A 21,031-nucleotide genomic window follows, 5' to 3' on the forward strand; every position below is an offset into this window, starting at 1 on the left:
GTGAGAAAGCAGCGTTGGTAACATTTCAACGCTGTTTTTTCTTTTTAAAAGGAGTGGGAAAATGCGAACGTACCGCATACCGAATGAAGTAGCGAGCGAGCTTAAAATTTCAAGAAGCATTTACCTTTTCGACTTATTTCTAATCATGTCTTTGATCTTGATTCGCTACATGACGATTCCTTTAGTGCATAGCGATTTTCATATGCTGTACACATTGTTTTTGATTTCCTTTGGTGTATTTATGATTATCAGACCGAAAACGAACCCTAAAAAGAGAATGTATCAAGCGATGTATTTTTCTATCGTCCGAAAAAAAGACACGTACAGTTCCATAGATTACAGTGAAAGCGAGTGATGAAAATGATACTAATTGATGAAATTAAATTAAAAAAGAATAAACACATCATGCCTGAGGCTGCTGTATTAGATGAATCGAATCTCGTTCTTGAAAAGGAACGGAAAGAGAAAAAAGCTGCTGTGAAATCATCCTTTGCTCAAATTAGCCCAATCCTAGATGTAACCAATAATGATTTCTTTGAAATGCGTTCAGGTGAGTATATGGAGATTATTCAAATTGAAAGCAAAGATATTTACTCATTAAATGATGCAGATTTAAGCAACGATATTCGAAATTTATCAACCTTTTTAACCGCCTATATAGAAGACATTAAAATTGTTCCTTTAAATATCCCTTTGAATTTAGAAAAACAGAAACGCTTCATCCACAAGCGTTTAAGACAAAACAAAAATGCGGCTTATCAATCATTCCTAGAGAGCCGATTAAGAGAATTTGATAACTTGGAAAAGCACCGGACGAATCGGGAATATTTTATCTTCATGTATGCAGAAGAAGAAAAGAAGTTACTAGAAAAACTGCACCAGATTAAAAACTTGTTGGCTCGCAGTAATCCAGTGACGGTGCTTTCCATTGAAAAGAAAATCAATATCCTGTTCCAAATGTTTAACCCAAATACCAAGCCATTGAGTGAGACTGAATAAAACAACCTAATGGTGGAGTTAAGTTTACACCTAACTTTGCACCTAACTTTATTTAAGTGAGACTGAATAAAACTAGAAGGGAAGATAGCAGATGAACATGATCGAAAAGTTAAAAGATATGTTTGGCAAGGGGCAAACCAATGAAGAAGTAAAAAGGGAAAAAGGCTATAATCCAATGGTTGTTTCATCCATTCAACCTAATGGTGGAGTTAGGTTTGCACCTAACTTTATACGATTAGGTGATGGCTATATGACTTCGCTGCACGTTTATAAATACCAGAATATCGTAAATGATTACTGGCTGGAACCGATCATCAACATGCCGAATGTTTTGTGTACGGTTGATATTTCAAATGCGAATAAGCGTGAAGTGGTGGACCAGATCAACAAGGCTTTGGCCGAGCAAAATATTCGTTTTGAAAATGCAAAAGACAACATCGAAAGAATTGACGCTCGTAAACAGTATTCAGAGCTGAGTGAGCTGTATGAAAACCTAACTGTTGGTGAAATTTTAAAATATGTACACCTACGTTTATACGTGAAGGGAAAAACGCTTGAAGAACTTGAAGTGAACACACAAAAGGTTATCGAAGAACTTGAAGCAATGAACTTTCGGGCTGCTGTGCTGCTAAATGAACAGGAGTGGGAATGGGACGGAATGTTCCAAAGTTATAAGGCACAAACCAAGTACACAAATAAGCGAAAAGGCAAGGAAATACAGGCTTCAACATTAGCCGGTGGTTATCCTTTTCACTATACTTCTTTAAATGATGCAACAGGTACTTTTCTAGGAACAACCTATACCGGTGGAACGATTGTACTTGATCTTTTTCACAAAGATAAACAGAGAAAACACTACAATGCTTTAATGGTGGGACAGATGGGTTCCGGTAAATCGACCCTCTTGAAAAAGACGGTACTTGAACAAGCAATCAAAGGAAATAAGGTGCGGGTTTTAGACGTTACCGGTGAGTTCTCTGGATTGGTTGAAGCGCTTGGTGGAAAGCAGATCGCCTTAGATGGCAGTGAGGGAATCATTAACCCTTTACACGTTTATAAAACAGCCGTAAATGAAGATGGCTCAACCAATGAAGAATTATCGTTTATGCAGCACTTGTCTAAACTGAAAGTTTTCTATAACTTTTTGAAGCCGACAGCCGGTGATGATGAAAAGTCCCTTTATTCATCACTATTAAGACAGCTCTATATTGAAAAAGGTTTATGGTTAGAAGAAAAAGAAAAAGAGATTGCCGTTACTTCCTTTGAACCGAACGAGTACCCTACCTTTTCAGATTTTTTAGCGTTGATTCGGAAAGAGCTTTATAGTGATATTTCCAATGAAAGGATTAATGAAAACCTAGCCAGTAATACCGTATTACTTTTAAGCAGTATCGAGTTGGCTGTACAAAGTATCGTTGATATTTACGGGCAAATTTTCAACGGTCATTCATCCATTCAGTCATTCGATGAAGAACAAGTTGTATCATTTCCGATACGCTCACTTCTATCCATGCAGGGTGAAGTATTCCAAGCTCAATTATTTAACATCATGAATATGCTCTGGGATGGCATGATCGTGAACGGTTCATATCAATTCAGACAGTTTAATCGTGGTGAGCTAGAAGCCACTGAAGCTATAAAGTATTTAATCGTAATTGATGAAGCCCATAACATTATTAATACAAAAGACATTTCAAAACCTGCTGTACAGTATATTGAAAGATTTATGCGTGAAGCACGTAAGTATTTTGGCGGCATTTTCTTTGTATCACATTCTATCAGTGACTTTGTTCCGAACTATGGTAGTGGCCAAAATAATGAAAATGCAGAGAATATAAAGAAGCTATTCCAGTTAACGCAATACAAATTTATTGCTCAACAAGACAGCATTACGATTCCAATTTTAAAGATGATTTTTGAAGGACAGATTACAGACAGTGAGCTGGCGGCGATCCCAAGATTTGAAACCGGTCATTTAGTTTTATCCATTTCGGGTGTGAAAAACATTACCTTTAAAGTAGAGATTCCAAGCAGTGAAATGAAAATGTTTGGTGGTGGCGCTTAATGATTAATAGAAGTGCTGCACCCAAAAACGCAGCCAATGAACTTGCCAAACAAGCGATCAAAAAAGCGATCAAAGCTAAGTTAAACTTACTTAGCTTAAAAGCTAAGTTATATATAGGAGCAGCCTTGTTGGCTGTTCTTTTACTAGTAATCATGATTGCTGGTATGGTTTCTATCATACAAAATATTGCGGAGAACTCTGAAACAGACTCGTCTGGTGCTGGTGCTGGAATCGTTGGATACGGTACCGCACAGGTTTCCACACAGGTTTTGCAGTATGAAAGTGCAATTAAAAGTGAATTAGATAAGTATGGAAAAGGCGAGTACACACCGTTGTTACTCGCCTTAATAATGCAGGAAAGTACTGGTGCAGGTAATGACCCGATGCAAGCGAGTGAATCTAAATGCGGTTATATCGGCTGTATAACGAATCCATCTGAAAGTATACAGTACGGTGTCAAACACTTTTTAGACGTAATGGCAAAAGCTAATAACGATATTAAATTAACGCTTCAAAGTTATAACTTTGGTGGTGGGTTCATCAATTATGTGAATGAAAGAGGTGGAGCTTACACCTATGAATTAGCTATCTCATTTTCTCAAATGATGTACCAAAAGTTAGCTCATACGGGCATTTACAAATGTCATAGACCAGAAGCAATTCAACACAACGCTTGCTACGGAGATATAAAGTACGTAGATGCTGTGTTGAGGTATTTACCGGCAACAGCAGTAGGCGGTGGCGGTGGAACAGTAGTAAATGCTTCTGGCGCTGTAAAAAAAGCGATTGAGACTGGACAGACAGCGTTAGGTCGCCCGTACTTTTGGGGCGGTGGCAGAAGCAATGCGTCAATAGCAAGAAAAGAATTTGATTGTTCTTCATTTGTTTGGTGGGCTTACAGGGAAGCTGGTGTGAATTTGGGACCGATGGGAGCAACTACGGAAACATTAAAACATCTAGGTAAAAGAGTACCGGCAAGCGATATACAAGTAGGGGATTTAATTTTTTGGAACACCTATAAAGTAGATGGTCACGTTGGCATTTATATTGGAAACGATCAATTTATTGGCGCTCAAAGTAGTGGTGGAGTTTCCATTGCGAACTTTAGATCAAACTCATACTGGGGCGGCGCAAAACAATGGAAAGGGCATGTGAGAAGGGTTGTTCAATAATGGATCTTCCTATCTTACATTACAAAAGGAGATGAAAAAATGAAGAAAAGTTTATCCGTAATATTGATTATGGTATTGGTCATTTCGTTTGCTGCCAATGTCTTTTCTTTCAACAAATTGACCTCGGCCAAAGAGGAAACAAACAAACAAGCAAAGCTGTTAATAGAAGAAAAAGAGCAGGAGATCGAGAAGCTAAACGATGAAATTTCTTCTTTAGAAACGGAAAAAAAGAGTGCGGAAAGTAACGAAAATACGGAAAAAACAGAAGCAGAAGTGAAAGGAACAGCAACAGAAAATGAAGCTGAAAAATCTGGTGGTCAGAAAGATTTACTAAATTCTGCTGAACGGTTTATTGATTATATCTACAATGTAACACCCGATAATTTTGCAATGGTTAAGCAAAATGCAGACCATTACATGACCAATGAAATGATTAAAACCCTGTTCCCTTCTGATGGAATAGATGAAAAAGGAAGTGATTTAAAAACAAGCGCTACTGACATTAAAGTGTTTGTGGAAGGCGAAGGAGACAGGCAAGCGGTTGTGTCTTATAACTTTGAATTGGAGTTTATAAGTAGTGGTTACAAAGAAAAAGATTCCGCTTATGTGCTGCTCGATTTTGAGCATGATGGTGGGACATATAAAGTATCAAAACTCACGCCAATTAACAGCATGAAAGGTGAACTATCAAGCATTGATGCCATTGGTTATCTCAAAGGAGGGGGAATGTTGCCATGAAGAAAAATAAGCGTAAAAAGTTGGCTGCTCACTGGTCAAATATCTATGTGGCAGTCACTTTGATTTTTATGTTAGGCTTCGGTTTTTTCTTATCTAGTAAAGTATTCCTGGCTGATAAAGTCGATGTTTTAAATACAGAAATCAATAAAGAATTTAACTTAAACGGCAGAGGGAAATTCACAATTAAAGAGTGGATATATGATGAAAAGGATCATGAAATGCAAGTAACGCTTACTACTTCTGGAATGACGAGTTATCTGTCTGATCTGGATTTTAAAGCTGTGCCAAGAGTGAATGTGAAAGCTGACCTGCCGACTAAAATTGTTTATTCATCGAATGATATTTATATCGTAAGGATCAGTAAAGTACCAAAGGATTTTGGTCAGGTTGCATTACGGCTAGTGAAGGATGAATTGGATTTTGAAGAAGAAGTATTCGATGAAGAACAATTAAAAAAGAAAGAAAAAGATGCGATCATCACCAGTATTTATGCGGACCAAACGGTAGTAGATCGTGGTGAGGTTTCTGAAAAAGATGTAGAAGAATATGCGGTTAAAGTTACAGATGAAATGATTCAAAATACGGAAAACGAAATCAAAGATCGGCAAAAAGAAATCGAGAAAAACGATTTAATTGTGAAGAAAATTAATGAAGAAATTAGCGAGCAAAAAGGAGAATTGATTTACCAGACTGTCGATGAACAGGTTGTAACCAACAATCAAATTTACTCATTAGAAAAAGAAATTGAATCCTACAATACAGAAAATGAAACAGCAAAAACAGATATAAAATCGCTGGAAACTAAAATCGAAAGATTAAATCAGCGCAAGAGTGATTTGCAATTTTGATCAAAAACTCTGAGCCTTTTTTATAAATCACAAGATTATTTTGCTGTCTAAAATTAAGACAAATATGAATTTTTGCTGTCTAAAATTAAGACAAACATCCTTTTTTTACTGTCTAAACTTGAGACAAAATCAAAATTTCGTGTACCCACGAAAACACTAGGCTCTGCCTAGTACCACACTGAAAGTGGGGTCACGTTTTCCTTATGCTCTTTCTCACTCTTTACCCCAAGTGTTCGTTTTTTAGAAAAATTTGGGGTATAATGAAAATAAATCGTTTAACAAAACTTTGTTTAATGGAAGGGGGAAAGAAAATGGAAGTGAAGATCAGAAATGTTGAGCCTGCGGCAGTAAAAAAAATCGACGAGCTTGCTAGAAAAAAGGGGCTTTCCAGAAACGAATATCTTAAAAATGTGGTAGAAGATTTTTCGATTTTAGAAATGAAGGATAATCATGTTGACCGCATGGAAAAGCAGCTTGCCGCTAATTCGTTATTAATGGAAAAAACCTCAAACACGTTAGATGAATTAGTATCTGTTTTGAAAGAGCTGATCGACGATGAATAATTCTGTAAGACCTGCCGTAGTGATTAAATCCAAGTTTATTTTATCATCCGGTTCAAAAAGTAATTTCAATAATTATTTGAATTACATGGACAGAAAAAACACTCAATCGAACGAAAATGATTTTCAGAATTATCAAGACTATATGAGCAATGAAGAAAAATCCACTGGCTTGTTTACTTCAAGCAATGACAAATTAAATGCCGAAGAAAAAGAAGATTTAAAATCTCTTTTCGAACAATCACAACAAAAAGGAAGTATTCTATGGCAGGATGTCATTTCTTTTGATAATGAATGGCTGCAAGAAAACGGCGTGTTGAAAAATGGCTTTATGGATGAACAAAAAATGAAGCAAGCGACACGAAATGCAGTGAATGAAATGATTAAAAAAGAAGGATTATCTGACAGTGCGATTTGGTCTGCTGCCATTCATTACAATACGGATAACATTCATGTTCATGTGGCTACTGTCCAGACAAAAAACTTTCGAGAACGTGGAAAACGCAAGCAGAAATCGATTGATAGCATGAAATCAAAAGTGGCGAGTTCGATTCTTGACCGAAGCAAAGAAAATGAAAAATTGAATGAATTTATTCGAGAAAAAGTTGTAAAAACAAAACGTGATGATGATTTATTGTCTTTAAAAAATCGTGTAGTTAATCGGGATATGGTGAAGCAGTTTAAAAAAATTCATAGCATGTTGCCAGAAGATAAAAGGCTCTGGGCATATAGCATGAATGGTATTCAAAATGTAAGACCGGAAATTGATAAATTGACGGATATGTACATTCAAAAGCATTTCAAAAACGAGTTTAAAGAATTTGAAAAACAATTAGATAAAGAAGTTGAGCTGTATAAACGAACCTATGGTGATACCAAAAAAGCAGAACAGTACAAAGAAACGAAAATGGATGATCTTCATAAAAGAATGGGCAACACCATTTTGAAAGAAGTGAAAAAATACGACTATGAATTAAAGAGTGCTGCCCGATCTGAACCAAAAAATAAATTTGAAAAAATTAAACGGGAACGGGCGATCAATAATTTCATTTACACCATTGATCGGAGCATGAATGATAATTTGCAGCACTTAAAAAATCAGCGTGAATTTGAAAGGATGCAGCAAGAAAAAGAACAGGAAAGGTAGTGAATTAATTTGGCCGAAGATAAAAAGGTACAAAAGAGATATTATTTAGAACCACACTGGCATGAGTATATAGAAGACAAAGGTCATAACGGCAGTAGCGCTCTTGAAACTATTTTAATTCAGCATAAAGAGTATTCTAATAATTTGTTTGATCTGCGTTTTATCATTAACCAAATTAAACAGGAATTACTGCAAGAAATTGATAATGGCATTAAGAAAAATGTTGAAGTGGAAATGAAGCGTATTCGATTAGGAACGAATAACACGGATCGTAATACACAAGTTTTAATTGAATTGTTGCAAGGGTTCATGGTGGCTTCCAACAAGGATACGATCACCACAACTGATCTTTATAAGCCGGATTTTTTAGCTGAAGCTGAAACGGTCGTGCATGAAAGAATCGCAAATTTGAAGCAAAAAAAACACTCTAAAGGGGATGAAAAAGAATGAAAGAACTCTTTGAAAATTTAGATTACGCAATGATTAAAGGCGTTGGAGAAGATGAAGTTTTGGTCACGTTTAATGGTGAAGATTATGAAATCAAGCTCACTGATACTACCCGTACGCCAATATTTGAAGCAGTTGAACAGGGAATTTATATTGTCCCTTTTAACAGAGCCACAAAGGAATTGCTAATCGAAGTGAATACAGAAGTCATGAAAGAATATTTTCCAGAAGTGTTTATGAAGGAACTAGATGGAGCAGCTGACTTTGATCCAGAAGAATTTGAAAAAGAAAATGAAAACGACTAACTGATTCCCTTTCTAATTCTAAAAATGAGGTGTTCAAAAGTGGGTGATATAGTGTCGAAATCTGAAATTGACAAAGCAGCCAGCGTTCATGTTTTGGATTATTTACAGACAAAAGGCGAGCCGATCATCAAGCAAGGACACAATTATTATCGTCATGCAGAGCATGATTCCTTAGTGTTTAATACAAATGGAAAATGGTACTGGAACAGTCGCAGTACCGGTGGAATGGGCGCAATTAGTTTAGCAAGAGAGCTTTACACAATGAAATTTCAAGAAGCTGTTCGGGATGTAAACGGATTGAACATTACCAAGACAATGGACTTCTCAAAAGATATAAATAATGAATTTGTTTATCCAAAACAGTATGAAGTTTCTTCTATTGAAAACGCAAAAAATTATTTAGTCAATGAACGCTGTATTGATGAAAAAGTGGTCTTGGCATTACGAAAACATGATTTGATTGCAGAAGATAAAATGAAAAATCTTATTTTTAAGTGGAGAGATAAAGACGGAAAAATAGTCGGTGCTGATCGACAAGGCACAACCAAAATGAAGAATAAGCGTGGAACATTTAAACAGATTATGGAGCATAGCAAAGGGGATGATGGATTTACACTTGATATAGGCAAGCCAAACAAAATTGCAGTGTTTGAAAGTCCGATTGATTTAGTGTCTTATTACGATATGATACGTCCCGATCATATCCGGCTGCTGTCTATGTCAGGTTTAAAAGATCAAACACTTATAAATGGAATCAACCAAACGGCTTTAGAATGTAAAGAGCGTGGCGAAGAACTAGAAAAAATAATTATTGCCGTTGATAACGATAAAGCAGGCAAAGAGTTTGCTGGAAAATGGGATGGCGAAATCGTTCAAGTTGATCTTCCGAAAAATAAAGACTGGAACGATGATTTGAGGGAGCAAAGAAAAGTAGAAAAGGAAAAGCAAAATCAAAAAAGCCCTGGCATGAGTTTTTCTGAAAATAAAGAATTTCAATATGAACGATAAAGAAAGGGCGGTCTAAAAATGGCGTATAAGCGTAATTACAAAAGTAAATCACCAGAAGAAAAACAAAAAGAAATTGATGATCTAACTGCTTCAATGGATTCTCAAATACAAGGGTATTTTGAAAGCGAAGAAAAGATACGTGAACACTTAGCTTTCATGGCAAACTTTCATAAATATTCCCCTCGGAACATGGCTCTAATCAATCAACAATTTATGGGTGCGAGTGCAGTCGGCTCATTCAACTTTTGGAAATCAAAAGGAGCTAGTGTCAATAAAGGGGAAAAGGGCATTAAAATTTTAGTCCCTAATCCAGTTGAATTTTTTAAACGTGGTGTTGATTCAGAAGGAAAAGATATATGGACGCCAGTATCAAAAGCCACGCCACAAGAAAAACAGTTGCTAGAAAAAGGTGTGTTACAAAAGCACCGGAGAATGTTTTATAAGATTGGTTATGTATTCGAATATACACAAACCAATGCGCGCGAAAAAGGGATTGCCGTTTCTGAAATTTTTGGTCGCTATCATCGTGAAGGAACGGTTGAAAATGATAAAGAATTTATGAAGGCTTTTGAAAAATTGGCTGACAAGATCGGGGTGCAGCTGCTGGACAAACCTCCTGCCGGTGTCGAGCTTGGTACGGCTAAAGGTGCTTTTTTTCCAGACAAAAATGTCATTGCTATGAATCCAAGAAACACAATGGCTGACAATGTTCCTGTCATGATTCATGAACTGGCACATGCTGAATTGCATAATCGGGACCGTCAAAAGGAACGTGGGCGTGAATTATCTACCAACGAAAAAGAGTTTCAAGCTGAAATGGTCGCTTATGTGGTGGCTACTCATTACGGAATCAAAATGGATAACTTCTCTTTGCCTTATCTAGCAAGCTGGACAAAGGATGCTGAATTAAAGGATAAAGAGCAGTTATTAAATGAAGTCCGTCAAACGTCTAGTGAGTTTATTGAAGTGATCGACAGCCATTTAGAGCATTCAAAAGAGCTTTCTAACATAATGTTGGTCGAGTACGGTTCTTTATCAGAAGCAAGTATAAATGAGGTTTCTTTAAACGAGTTAAAACAGGCTGTAACGAATCGAATTGAATCCTATCCAGAAGATCGGCACGAAGAATTAAAGCAGAAATTAGAACCTGTATACTCGGCCGAGGTGCTAACCGATAAGGAAGTTGGGCTGTTGGAAAAAGAAATGGGTAACGCTTTTAAGGTCTTTGATAAAGCTGAAATTGAGAAGCCAACCGTTTTAATTCAATGGTCTGAAAGCGAAAAGCTAAAGAATAATGAATTAATGCGATTTGGTGAAGCGAACGAAAAATTTGCGGAGATTGGCAAAGAACAAAGTCAAGAAGATGGCTATTATAAAACCCGTTACCATGTGATTTTTCCAAATGAGGATAAGCTCGAAATGATTAATCCAGATCGGCATGACATAGGGGATGGCTATTACAAGAACGCATACCAGCAAATGGTTTCTGAAATGAATTTAAAGCCAGAACATCACAACACGCTTCTGAATGACATAGCTTTATATGCACATGAAAAGGCTCATGGTGGTGCGCTAAATATTGCAGAACCTTCCATGATGATACATGGCGCTATGCCCGATTTTAAGGAATTTGGCTTCGTAAATAACGCTGATTTCAATAAATTGAAATTTAATGAAGTAGTATATACGGTAGCTATTCCAGAAGGTGATACGCTAAATGTTTTCAGTAACAGTTATGAAAAGGGTGAATATTTACATCCACTTGACCAGATGGAGAAGACCGGTATTGATAAGGATATTTACGATAAACTTCAAACAGCTTGGGACAATGAATTGTTCAGAGATGAAGAAGCCTATATTCACTCTATTGCACCACGCATTAGACAGGAATTAAACAAAGAAGACATGGAAGCGGTCAAACCAGCTGCAACAATAAAGGAACCGTCTGGAAGGCAGCACCGACAAACAAGGCAACTGGCAGAAGAATTAGAGCGCTAACGTTTTTTAGCGCTCTCTAACAAAACTTTGTTAAAAAGACGAATATTATTTGGATCCCTGGTAGCTGAAAAGACGGTTAAACACGAACATTTTTAAAATGAAAGGCAGGGACTATAAATGAAAACTATTATTCTGGCTGAAAAGCCTTCACAAGCGAAAGCCTATGCAGAAGCGTTCGAAGTTGCCAAAAGAGAAAAGACACACATTGAATTAAAGCCATGCAGCACGTTTCCCAATGGAGCTACAATCACATGGGGGATTGGTCATTTAGTCGCTTTGAAAATGCCTAACGAGTACAACGAAGAATGGTCACGTTGGGATTTAAGCAACCTGCCAATTTTTCCGGAGCGCTTTGAATTTAAAGTGGCAGAAGATAAAAAAGCTCAATTCAATGCTGTGAAAAAATTATTTAACGGCTGTGATGTTGCGATCAACGCCTGTGACATTGATCGAGAGGGTTCTAATATTTTTTACAGTATTTATAGAATGACCGGTGCAAAAAACAAAACGATTAAAAGGCTATGGATTAACTCTTTAGAGGTTGATGAAATTCGTAAAGGATTTAATAACCTATTGGATAATGAGAAGGATTTATTGATGTATAAAGAAGCCTATACTCGTCAGGTATCTGATTGGTTGGTAGGGATAAACGGAAGCCAATTATTTAGCTTGCTGCTTGCTAAAAAAGGGGTTCGGGAAACATTGAGTATTGGCAGGGTGCAAAGCAGCTTAGTTTATCTGGTTTACCAGCGCCAAAAAGAAATTGAAAACTTTGTCTCCAAGCCATTTTTTGAGTTGGTTGGAAAGTTTGCTGCAGCTGGTGGTCAATATGAAGGAAAAGCCAAAATAAAGACCGATACACTGGATGAATTACATGCCTTTTTACTAACAAATGAAGCGATCTTGGACAGTGAAATGCCGGGAACCGTCCTGGCATTAGAGAAAAAAGAAAAACGGACGCAATCACCAAAACTACATTCACTCTCTACCCTTCAAACAGTCGCCAATAAAAAGTGGAAGTATAGTCCGGCAGTTGTATTAAAAACCATGCAGTCACTGTATGAGAAAAAGCTCGTCACATATCCTCGTACCGACACAAATTTTATTACTGAAAATGAGTTCAATTATCTAGTAAAGGTTGTTGAGGGATATCAGAAACTACTTGGCCAAGAATTTGAACCGAATATAACACCAAATAAACGGTATGTAGATGGCTCTAAGGTTCAAGAGCATTATGCGATCATTCCGACTAAAAATGTCCCTGCTGAATCAACTATAAATAGCCTGTCACCAGAAGAAAAGAATATCTATGATGAAGTGGTACGGAACACGCTGGCAATGTTCCATAAACATTACCGGTATGAAGAAACGAAGATTACAACGGTAGTAAAAGGCATTGAATTTGAAACAATCGGAAAAGTAGAGCTTGAAAAAGGATGGAAAGAGCTGTTTTCTCACCAAAAAGAAGATGAAGGAGAAAAAACGGCTTCAAATAACATGCTGCCAAGCGTTTCTAAAGATGAAAATGTAGCAGTAGTCCTAAACAGCAAAGAAGGGAAGACAAGCTCTCCCAAGCCGTTTACAGAAGGGGGTCTAATCAATCTCATGAAAACGGCTGGAAAATTGGTCGATGATGAAGCGGATAGTGAGATTTTAAAAGAGGTAGAGGGGATCGGCACTGAAGCAACTCGGTCTGGAATTATCGAAACGGTTAAAGAGAACGGCTATCTTGAGGTTAAGAAAAACATTGTCTTCAGCACAAAAAAAGCCGAAATTCTGTGTGAAGCGATTCAAGGGACTTTGTTATCCAGTCCTTCTATGACCGCAAAATGGGAATCCTATTTAAGAAAGATCGGGGAAGGCTCTGGTTCATCCGATACTTTTATCCAGAACATTAAAAAATTCGTGCAGAATTTGATTGAAACGATGCCCGGAAAAATGGATAGCTCGACGATTCAAAAGGCTGTTGAACAGCAACAAACACAATCCAGTTATGGTGTATGTCCAGTTTGTAAAAAAGGACGTATGGTAGACCGGAAAACATTGATTGGCTGCTCCGAATATTCAAATGGCTGTACGTTTTCTATCGGAAAAACCATTGCTTCCAAGAAATTGACGGAGAAAAACATTAAAGACTTACTAGAAAAAGGGTTAACACCGGTAATAAAGGGTTTTAAATCAAAATCAAAAAAATCGTTTGAAGCCCAACTGAAAATCGAAAATGAGAAAGTTAATTTTGCGTTTAATAATAATTAAAAAAAGGAGTGCTGCTAACTAGCAGCACTCCTTTTTAGTATTGTGTTTTTTATTATCCATTCCAAAATCCTACAAAAAACTTTCTGTAGTGATAAAATAGTCATATTAAATGTAAAATAAAAGGGTTATTTTAATAAAAAAAGATTTTTTGAAATTTGTTCTTTAAAAGGACGAATTGTTTAAGCGTAAATAAACGGATTTAAATCTGGTAAAGTACAATCGAACAAAAAGTTTATTACAAAGGAGTAAATTTTATGATTCATAATGAAGATTCTAGAGTAAAAGTCCCTGCTTTACTTCATTTTAGACGTTTGGGGTATCAGTATCAAACTAAAAGTGGAACGGTAATTGATGAACGAAATAATATATTTGTAGATATATTTCGCGAGTCTATTTGTCACATCAACAACACAACATATTCCGATGTTCGAATAAATGAATTGATCAAAGAAATCGATCTACTAACTGATAACAAAAAGGATAAAGGGCAATCTTTTTTTGAACGCTTAGTGAGTCCTACTGGAATCAAATTAATTGATTTGAAAAACCCGATGAACAACGATTTTCGTGTTGTTTCTGAATTAGGTTTTCGACGCGATCGAGAGGTATTTCGCCCTGATATTACAATTCTAATTAATGGTATTCCTCTAGGATTTATAGAGGTGAAAAAACCGAACAACAATGAAGGAATTCAAGCAGAATTTAAACGAATGAAAAATGAACGTGCAAAGGAACACTTTATTCCTTACTTCAACCAATTACAAGTGTTAGGTTTTTCAAATAATCTCGAATATAAAGATTCCGAATTGGTAAAGATGTCTGGAAGTTTCTATACAACACCTAACGGAGACAAACTTACATTCAATTCGTTTCGAGAAGAACAGCAAGTACAAATCAATGATTACTTGTCAGATGACATGATAGATACTGTACTATTAGATAACAATGTACTCTCTATTAAAAATACTAATGAATTTCAATCGAATTTAAAATTAGATACTCCATGTAATCGGTTTATTACCTCAGTTTTTTCGAAAGAACGATTCATTAAAATTATTCGCTACGGTATTGTCTATGTAGATTCTACACGCGATGGGTTAAACAAACATATTATTCGCTATCCTCAATTCTTTGCTTTAGAAGCGATGGTGGAGAAGCTAAAACAAGGCATGAATCGGGGAGTCGTATGGCATACGCAAGGAAGTGGAAAAACAGGATTAGCTTATTTTGCAGCGAATGTCTTGCGAGACTACTATCAAGAGAAAAATATAGTAACAAAGTTCTATTTTGTGGTAGATCGTTTGGATTTATTAATCCAGGCATCAGGTGAATTTGCATCAAGAGGTATGACGATTGCAAGTATTAATAACAAAGAAGACTTTGTGAAAAATATTAAATCACCTGTGATCGTTTCCACTATTAGTAATAATGGTAAAAATAAAGGGACAATGAATGTGGTTAACATACAAAAATTCTCAAAAGAAGCCAACGTAGATACAAGTTTAGATAAAAAAATACAACGGATTTACTTCTTAGATGAAGTGCATCGAAGCTATAAACCAAAAGGGACGTTTTTATCAAACCTGCTTGGAGTAGATCCGAACGGTATATTCATTGGACTTACTGGGACGCCAATTTTGAAAAATGAATTTAAAACTACCGATCTGTTTTCTGGATATATTCATACATATTACTACAATAAATCTATCGCTGATGGTTATACTTTAAAAATAAAAAAAGAGAATATATCTACTAAATTGAAATCAGAAGTGCGTGGATTGTTTGATTTAGATAAGGAAGAAAAAATATCTTCTGCTCAATGGGAGTTAGTCGGAAAACAAGATAACTTCATTATAAAAATATGCAAATATATTGTGGAAGATTTCAGGATATTTTGTGAAGAAATACACAACGATATGAGCTTAGGATATATGATTGTTACATCCTCCAGTGAGCAAGCAAGGGCTATGCAAGAATGGTTTAAAGTTAACAGTGAGTTAAAAACAGCGTTAGTATTGTATGATGAAGACGACAATAAAGAAAGCCAAGAAGAATTTCGTGGTAAAAGAAGCAAAGATGAACCAAATGTAGTAAAGAGCAAGTATCAAGGGGTTGTTGTTTATAATATGTTGCTTACGGGGTTTGATGCTCCACGTTTAAAACGACTGTATTTATTGCGTAGAATAAAGGAACATTCGTTATTACAAACTTTGGCAAGAGTTAATCGACCTTATAAAAATATGCGTTATGGTTATGTCGTTGACTTTGTAGACATTACGGAGGAATATGAAGAAACCAATCGCAAATATTTAGAAGAACTGCGTGATGATATTGCTGACGAAGCTGGACAAGCAGATGTAGAAGATATGTTTGTAGATGTAGAACAAGTAAAAAAACAAGTAAAAGCATTAAACAATAAGTTGTTTATTTATATGGGGAATATTGAAAATAATTTGGAAGATTTCAGACAGCAAATTGAAGTTATGGAAGAACCAAATTTAAAAGATTTACGAGCTACTTTAAACGCTTATAAAGAATGTTACAATGAATTACGGATGGCTAGAGAAGAAGTGTCTCATATGCCAATTGAAAATATAAAAAAAGCACATAAAGAGGTATCTAATCGCATTCAGTTCAAAAGAGATGAAGAAAGATTAAATGATCCTGAATCTGATATAGAGGATATTGATTTTAGCAGCCTAATTGTTGAATTTTTAAAAGTCGGAGAAATCGATTTAAACTTTACAACAGAAAACGATATTTTAGATACCGTTAATCAAATTCAGAATGAATTCCATTTAAATCTAGATAAAACTGACCAAACCTATACAAATTTAAAGCAAGAATTCAAAGATATTATGGTGTTATTAAAACACGATGGAGATACAACAGAGAAAATAAAAAAAATTATAGGAGATTTAAAAAATCTTTATAGCAAAATCAAACAGCACAATATAAATAACAAAGCAATCATGGCAAGGTACAGGGGAGACGATTCCTGTATGCGAATCCATAAGCAACTATTAGAAAATTATAGTGAAGCTTTAGATGATGGTACAGTCTATAATATTATGCTGGAAATTATTGAGGAAGTGGATAAGTTACTTGGTGGTTATAAACCTACCGTTGAAATCATGGCACGTCAAATGATGCGACCAGTTCGTAATGCTTTTATGAACAATGGATTGAGACTTGGAAAAAGTCAAGTCGTTGATATAATTAGACTGTTTACAGACGACAAATTTAGATAAATAGAGGAGAACAAAGCTGTGAGTATTGAAGAGTATTTGAATCAGATTAAACAAATGATTGATGATTTAAAAGCCATGAGTGCAAATCTTGGATTAGCAAATACAGGAGATGAATATAAGATCATCTCTGAATTGTTCACTTATAAGTTCCTAAACGATAAACTGTTATACGGATTTGATAAACGAGAAGATAAAGAGGAAACATTTGAAGATTTTGTTGACTTTGCTCCAATCAATATGGCAAAAATGCATAAAGAACATTTGGTCGATCATTTATACCAACAGCAAGGCAAAGATAATTTCAATCAAATTTTAGATCAAGCATTTATAGAAGTAAATGAACTAAACAAGGACATCTATACCGTAGAAACTGTGTCTGGACAAAAGAAAAATCTTTTTGAGCCTCTATCTACTTATATACGTGACAGCAATAAGGAATTAGAATTGGCGAGACGTGCGATCAATATTATGGCAGAGCATAAATTTACAGATATTTACGAAGACGGTTTTGATTATTTTTCCAGTGTCTTTGAATATCTGATCAAGGATTATAATAAGGATAGTGGGAAATATGCAGAGTATTTCACTCCTGTGTCTGTGGCTGATATTATCTCGGCCATTCTGTACAATGACCAAGCTGTACGTAATGTAAGTGTCTATGACCCTGCATCCGGAAGTGGTACGTTACTATTGTCAATGGCAAATAAAATTGGTACCGATAATTGTACTATTTATAGTCAGGATATTTCGCAAAAATCTACACAGTTTTTACGAATCAACCTTATCTTAAACAAATTGGTGCACTCGTTACATAATGTAGTGGAGGGAGACACACTTTTAAAACCCGATCATTTAGATCCGAAAAATCCAGATCAACTAATGAAATTTGATTTTATTGTAAGTAATCCTCCATTCAAAACAGATTTTAGTAACAGTATTGAAGCGTTGAAAGCAGATAAATATGATCGCTTTTTTGCAGGATTACCCAATATTCCAAAAAAGAAAAAAGAAAGTATGGCAATTTATGAGACATTTTTTCAACATATACTTTCTTCATTAAATGGAGGTGGTAAGGCTGCTATAGTTGTTCCAACAGGTTTTGTGTCGGCAAGCACCGGAATACCTCAAAAAATAAAACAGAAATTAATTAATAACAATTGGTTGATGGGTGTTATCCATATGCCAAGTAATATTTTTGCCAATACAGGTACGTCTGTTTCTATTATATTAATTGATAAAAGCAAAGCAGACGAGAAAGTAATGTTGGTAGATGGATCTCACTTCGGAAAAAAAGTGAAATTAGACGAAGGTCAACGCACTTTATTGAACGAAGAAGAGCACCAAAAGTTAATTGATACGTTCAAAGAGCGTAGAGAAGAGCCAGAGTTTAGCGTATTAGTTTCCAACGATGATATTAAAGAAAAGTCCTATACACTTTCTGCGGGGCAGTATGTTGAAATGAAGGAAGAAAAGTTGGATTTTGATATTGATGAACGTTTAACGGAACTTAAAAATGATATATTAACAAAGTTTAAGGTTAGCAATGACTTAGAAAAACAAATTAAATTTGTTTTTGGAGTTGGAAAAAATGATTTATAAATTAAAGGATGTCTTAAAGGAAAAGGGATATATTCGCGGACCTTTCGGATCTGCTTTAAAAAAAGCAGATATGAAAGAAGATGGCATCCCCGTATATGAACAACAACATGCAATTTATAAAACACGTGATTTTAGATATTTTATTGATGAAGAAAAATACCAAAAAATGAAGCGTTTTTCTACCGAAGCTAATGATATTCTTGTAAGTTGTTCCGGTACTTTAGGAGAGACAACAATTCTTGATAAGAATAACGAAAAGGGGATTATTAATCAGGCATTATTAATTCTTAGAGCTAACGAAGAAGTTATTGTTCCTAAATACTTATATTATTTTTTCAACTCAAAACGCGGAAAATATTCTTTGATCTCTAATTCAAGCGGTAGTGTTCAAGTTAATATTGCTAATCGGAAGGTTATAGAGAATATTGACATTTTCGTTCCGGATAAACGTACCCAATCGGAAATAATTAAAAAAATCGAGAGCTTAGAAAATAAAATTGAGCTTAATAACGAATTAATCAATAGTCTTGAAGAATACTCTCAGCTTCTATTTCACAAGTGGTTCGTAGATTTTAACTTCCCAAATGAAAAAGGAAAGCCTTATAAAGATAATGGTGGAGAAATGTACGAAGTAAATAATAAATTGATTCCTCAAGGTTGGAGGTTTTCTGAAATTGGTGATGTGTCCATCAATTTTGACAGTAAAAGAATTCCTCTATCAGACAGTGTAAGACAAAATAAACAAGGGAAATACCCGTATTATGGTGCAACTGAAATAATGGACTATATTGATGATTATATTTTCGATGGATTATACTGTTTAATTGCAGAAGACGGAACTGTAATAGATGAAAATAACAAACCCGTAATGCAATTAGCTTGGAATAAATTTTGGGTGAATAACCATGCACATGTATTACGAGGTAAAGATGAAATTTCTACTGAATTCTTATATTTGACTTTAAAAAGGACTAATGTTTCCGGTATGGTTACAGGCGCAATACAAAAGAAAATTAACCAAACAAATCTTAACAAATTAATAACAATTCATCCCGAAAGAAATGTATTGAGCAAATTCAATGAAATTATTTCCACCATATTCGAAAAATTGATTCTTATACGAGAAGAAAATGAACTTCTCAAAGAAACTCGTGACCTATCGATCCAAAAGCTAATTAAATAGATTCTTTTATAATCGAGGACATAGATACTCCTTTTTGCAGAACAAAACGAACCGTAGAAATTCATCATGTATTTGATAGTTAATTATATGTGATACAAAAAGAGAGATCTCATTCATTTGAAGCAACTACCCTTTCTAGGTCTTAGCTTATTATGTTCTTGGAAGATATAGAGTGTAAAATGACCGGTTGAAGAGGTCTACAGCCTGCAGCTCAATCGGTTTTTTACTATCTCTTTACAATTATAACTCCATGATAGTTGACTACATGTAGCCAAATAACTACATGTAGTCAACTAACTACATGTAGTCAAAAGAAATGTTTATTTATCAAGGGTTTAGTGATTTTTTACCTTCTGGATTCTTCTTCTGTGCTGCCCTTTTTCTAGTAATGATTTTGTGTCTTTTCTTTCGAATCATGATAAAATAAAAACAGGTAAGAAGGCGGCTACCTCCTTACCTGTTGCAGATGCTATCTGCTGCCATACTGCTTACGTCGCTTCGAGGATTTCTTTTTCCTCGGAGCTTTTTTCATGTTATTTTGATATGTCTTGAATGCAAAGAACGTTGTGAAAATCATAGACAAGATCGTAACAATTTCTTTTGTCATGAGCACGATTTCTTTTGCTAATTCCATGTGAACACCTCCCTTCTTCGCAGAAGACGCAGCAAGAAGGGCAGGCAAAAATCAAGGAGGAGTCCGAAGAATTTCAAAAAATTTTTTGGTGCTTTTCCAAAAAAAATTTTGAACTCGAAGGAAGCTCCTTGATTTTTCGTCTGACCGGCTTGCTACAATGGAGAGAAGAAGGGAAAACCCATGACGGGTGAGCACCAGTTTTTTAGAGTTGGCTCGATGCCTACTCTAAAAAAAGGATGGAGCAAGGCGAAGCGAGCGACACGATTGATTCACCTCCAGGTTTTCAGCCCGTTGCCCTTTCGTTTGAGCCCCATCCTTTCAAGATCTGTTTCAAAGAATGTATCGGATAAACCGCTTAATGTGATAAGGTTTCCACGTATGTTTTTCACCTGTGTGTTACGTTCGGTGAATAAACGCGAATGCCCCTGCACTGCATGGCCGTTTGGTTGTGCGTTTCAGAACGAAAAAGCAAGAAACAAGAAGAAACGCCTGCTGTTTTGAAATGTAGGCGTTTTTACATAGTTAAAAACTGGATGCAGGCAGTCGCTCCGGCACATATATATTGTGTGTAGCAAGCTTCAACCAGCAGCTGGGCAGACATATGGACGTGAACAAAGAGAATTCGAATGAATGTCTTACACCGTTAAGCGAATTCTCTGATCTGGATTGCGTGTACTCATTCAGCAAACCTGTGTGCAAAGCTTACTTTAAACACAAAGCTTTTGGGTTGCTTTACAGATTGTTGCTTCCAAACCAGTTGAAAAACCGTTTCTTTTTGACTTCCGCTTTCTTCGCTTCCTGTGAAGCTTTCAGCGACTCCA

18 protein-coding genes are annotated in these 21,031 nt (G+C 35.7%); 17 read left to right on the forward strand and 1 reads right to left on the reverse strand.

The annotated features are described in order from the left end of the window. Positions 1 to 61 precede the first annotated feature (61 nt). The 16 genes from NLX67_RS15265 (at position 62) to NLX67_RS15340 (ending at position 19,576) form a co-directional block, all read left to right on the forward strand. Positions 62 to 355, forward strand: a complete 294-nt coding sequence (locus NLX67_RS15265; protein ID WP_254312374.1) for a DUF5592 family protein — start codon at positions 62 to 64, stop codon at positions 353 to 355. 5 nt (positions 356 to 360) lie between these two features. Next, positions 361 to 999, forward strand: a complete 639-nt coding sequence (locus tag NLX67_RS15270) for a hypothetical protein (RefSeq protein ID WP_254312375.1) — start codon at positions 361 to 363, stop codon at positions 997 to 999. A 97-nt stretch (positions 1,000 to 1,096) separates the two neighbouring features. Further along, complete coding sequence (locus tag NLX67_RS15275) at positions 1,097 to 3,064, forward strand: VirB4 family type IV secretion system protein (protein WP_483863875.1); 1,968 nt, start codon at positions 1,097 to 1,099, stop codon at positions 3,062 to 3,064. Then, positions 3,064 to 4,236, forward strand: a complete 1,173-nt coding sequence (locus NLX67_RS15280; protein WP_254312377.1) for a bifunctional lytic transglycosylase/C40 family peptidase — start codon at positions 3,064 to 3,066, stop codon at positions 4,234 to 4,236. Before NLX67_RS15275 ends, NLX67_RS15280 begins: the two co-directional genes overlap by 1 nt. A gap of 39 nt (positions 4,237 to 4,275) precedes the next feature. Beyond that, positions 4,276 to 4,974, forward strand: coding sequence for a hypothetical protein (locus NLX67_RS15285; RefSeq protein WP_254312378.1), 699 nt, complete (start codon positions 4,276 to 4,278; stop codon positions 4,972 to 4,974). After that, positions 4,971 to 5,822, forward strand: a complete 852-nt coding sequence (locus NLX67_RS15290) for a hypothetical protein (protein WP_254312379.1) — start codon at positions 4,971 to 4,973, stop codon at positions 5,820 to 5,822. Before NLX67_RS15285 ends, NLX67_RS15290 begins: the two co-directional genes overlap by 4 nt. Positions 5,823 to 6,133: 311 nt before the next feature. Then, positions 6,134 to 6,385, forward strand: a complete 252-nt coding sequence (locus NLX67_RS15295; protein ID WP_254312380.1) for a hypothetical protein — start codon at positions 6,134 to 6,136, stop codon at positions 6,383 to 6,385. Then, positions 6,378 to 7,529, forward strand: a complete 1,152-nt coding sequence (gene mobP2 / locus NLX67_RS15300; RefSeq protein ID WP_254312381.1) for a MobP2 family relaxase — start codon at positions 6,378 to 6,380, stop codon at positions 7,527 to 7,529. Before NLX67_RS15295 ends, mobP2 begins: the two co-directional genes overlap by 8 nt. A gap of 9 nt (positions 7,530 to 7,538) precedes the next feature. Continuing rightward, a complete protein-coding gene (locus NLX67_RS15305) occupies positions 7,539 to 7,979 on the forward strand; it encodes a hypothetical protein (protein ID WP_254312382.1) in 441 nt (146 codons plus the stop codon). Next, positions 7,976 to 8,281: a hypothetical protein gene (locus tag NLX67_RS15310; protein ID WP_254312383.1), complete on the forward strand. Its 306-nt coding sequence runs from the start codon at positions 7,976 to 7,978 to the stop codon at positions 8,279 to 8,281. Before NLX67_RS15305 ends, NLX67_RS15310 begins: the two co-directional genes overlap by 4 nt. Before the next feature lie 39 nt (positions 8,282 to 8,320). Continuing rightward, positions 8,321 to 9,289, forward strand: coding sequence for a DUF3991 domain-containing protein (locus tag NLX67_RS15315; protein WP_254312384.1), 969 nt, complete (start codon positions 8,321 to 8,323; stop codon positions 9,287 to 9,289). An 18-nt stretch (positions 9,290 to 9,307) separates the two neighbouring features. Further along, entirely contained in the window at positions 9,308 to 11,287 is a 1,980-nt protein-coding gene (locus NLX67_RS15320) for an LPD25 domain-containing protein (protein ID WP_254312385.1), read from the forward strand. Positions 11,288 to 11,404: 117 nt separating this feature from the next. Continuing rightward, complete coding sequence (locus NLX67_RS15325) at positions 11,405 to 13,543, forward strand: type IA DNA topoisomerase (RefSeq protein ID WP_254312386.1); 2,139 nt, start codon at positions 11,405 to 11,407, stop codon at positions 13,541 to 13,543. Between the two features lie 254 nt (positions 13,544 to 13,797). Further along, entirely contained in the window at positions 13,798 to 16,794 is a 2,997-nt protein-coding gene (locus NLX67_RS15330) for a type I restriction endonuclease (protein WP_254312387.1), read from the forward strand. Positions 16,795 to 16,812: 18 nt separating this feature from the next. Then, positions 16,813 to 18,393, forward strand: a complete 1,581-nt coding sequence (locus NLX67_RS15335; protein ID WP_254312388.1) for an HsdM family class I SAM-dependent methyltransferase — start codon at positions 16,813 to 16,815, stop codon at positions 18,391 to 18,393. Further along, entirely contained in the window at positions 18,383 to 19,576 is a 1,194-nt protein-coding gene (locus NLX67_RS15340; protein WP_254312389.1) for a restriction endonuclease subunit S, read from the forward strand. Before NLX67_RS15335 ends, NLX67_RS15340 begins: the two co-directional genes overlap by 11 nt. A gap of 469 nt (positions 19,577 to 20,045) precedes the next feature. On the opposite strand, the gene NLX67_RS15345 is transcribed toward NLX67_RS15340, so the two are convergent. Next, positions 20,046 to 20,210: a hypothetical protein gene (locus NLX67_RS15345; protein WP_254312390.1), complete on the reverse strand. Its 165-nt coding sequence runs from the start codon at positions 20,208 to 20,210 to the stop codon at positions 20,046 to 20,048. 180 nt (positions 20,211 to 20,390) lie between these two features. On the opposite strand from NLX67_RS15345, the gene NLX67_RS15350 reads away from it, so the two are divergent. Further along, positions 20,391 to 20,711, forward strand: a complete 321-nt coding sequence (locus tag NLX67_RS15350) for a hypothetical protein (RefSeq protein ID WP_254312391.1) — start codon at positions 20,391 to 20,393, stop codon at positions 20,709 to 20,711. Positions 20,712 to 21,031 lie beyond the last annotated feature (320 nt).

The sequence above is a fragment of the Domibacillus sp. A3M-37 genome (assembly GCF_024213455.1).
Classification (GTDB): domain Bacteria; phylum Bacillota; class Bacilli; order Bacillales; family Domibacillaceae; genus Domibacillus; species Domibacillus tundrae.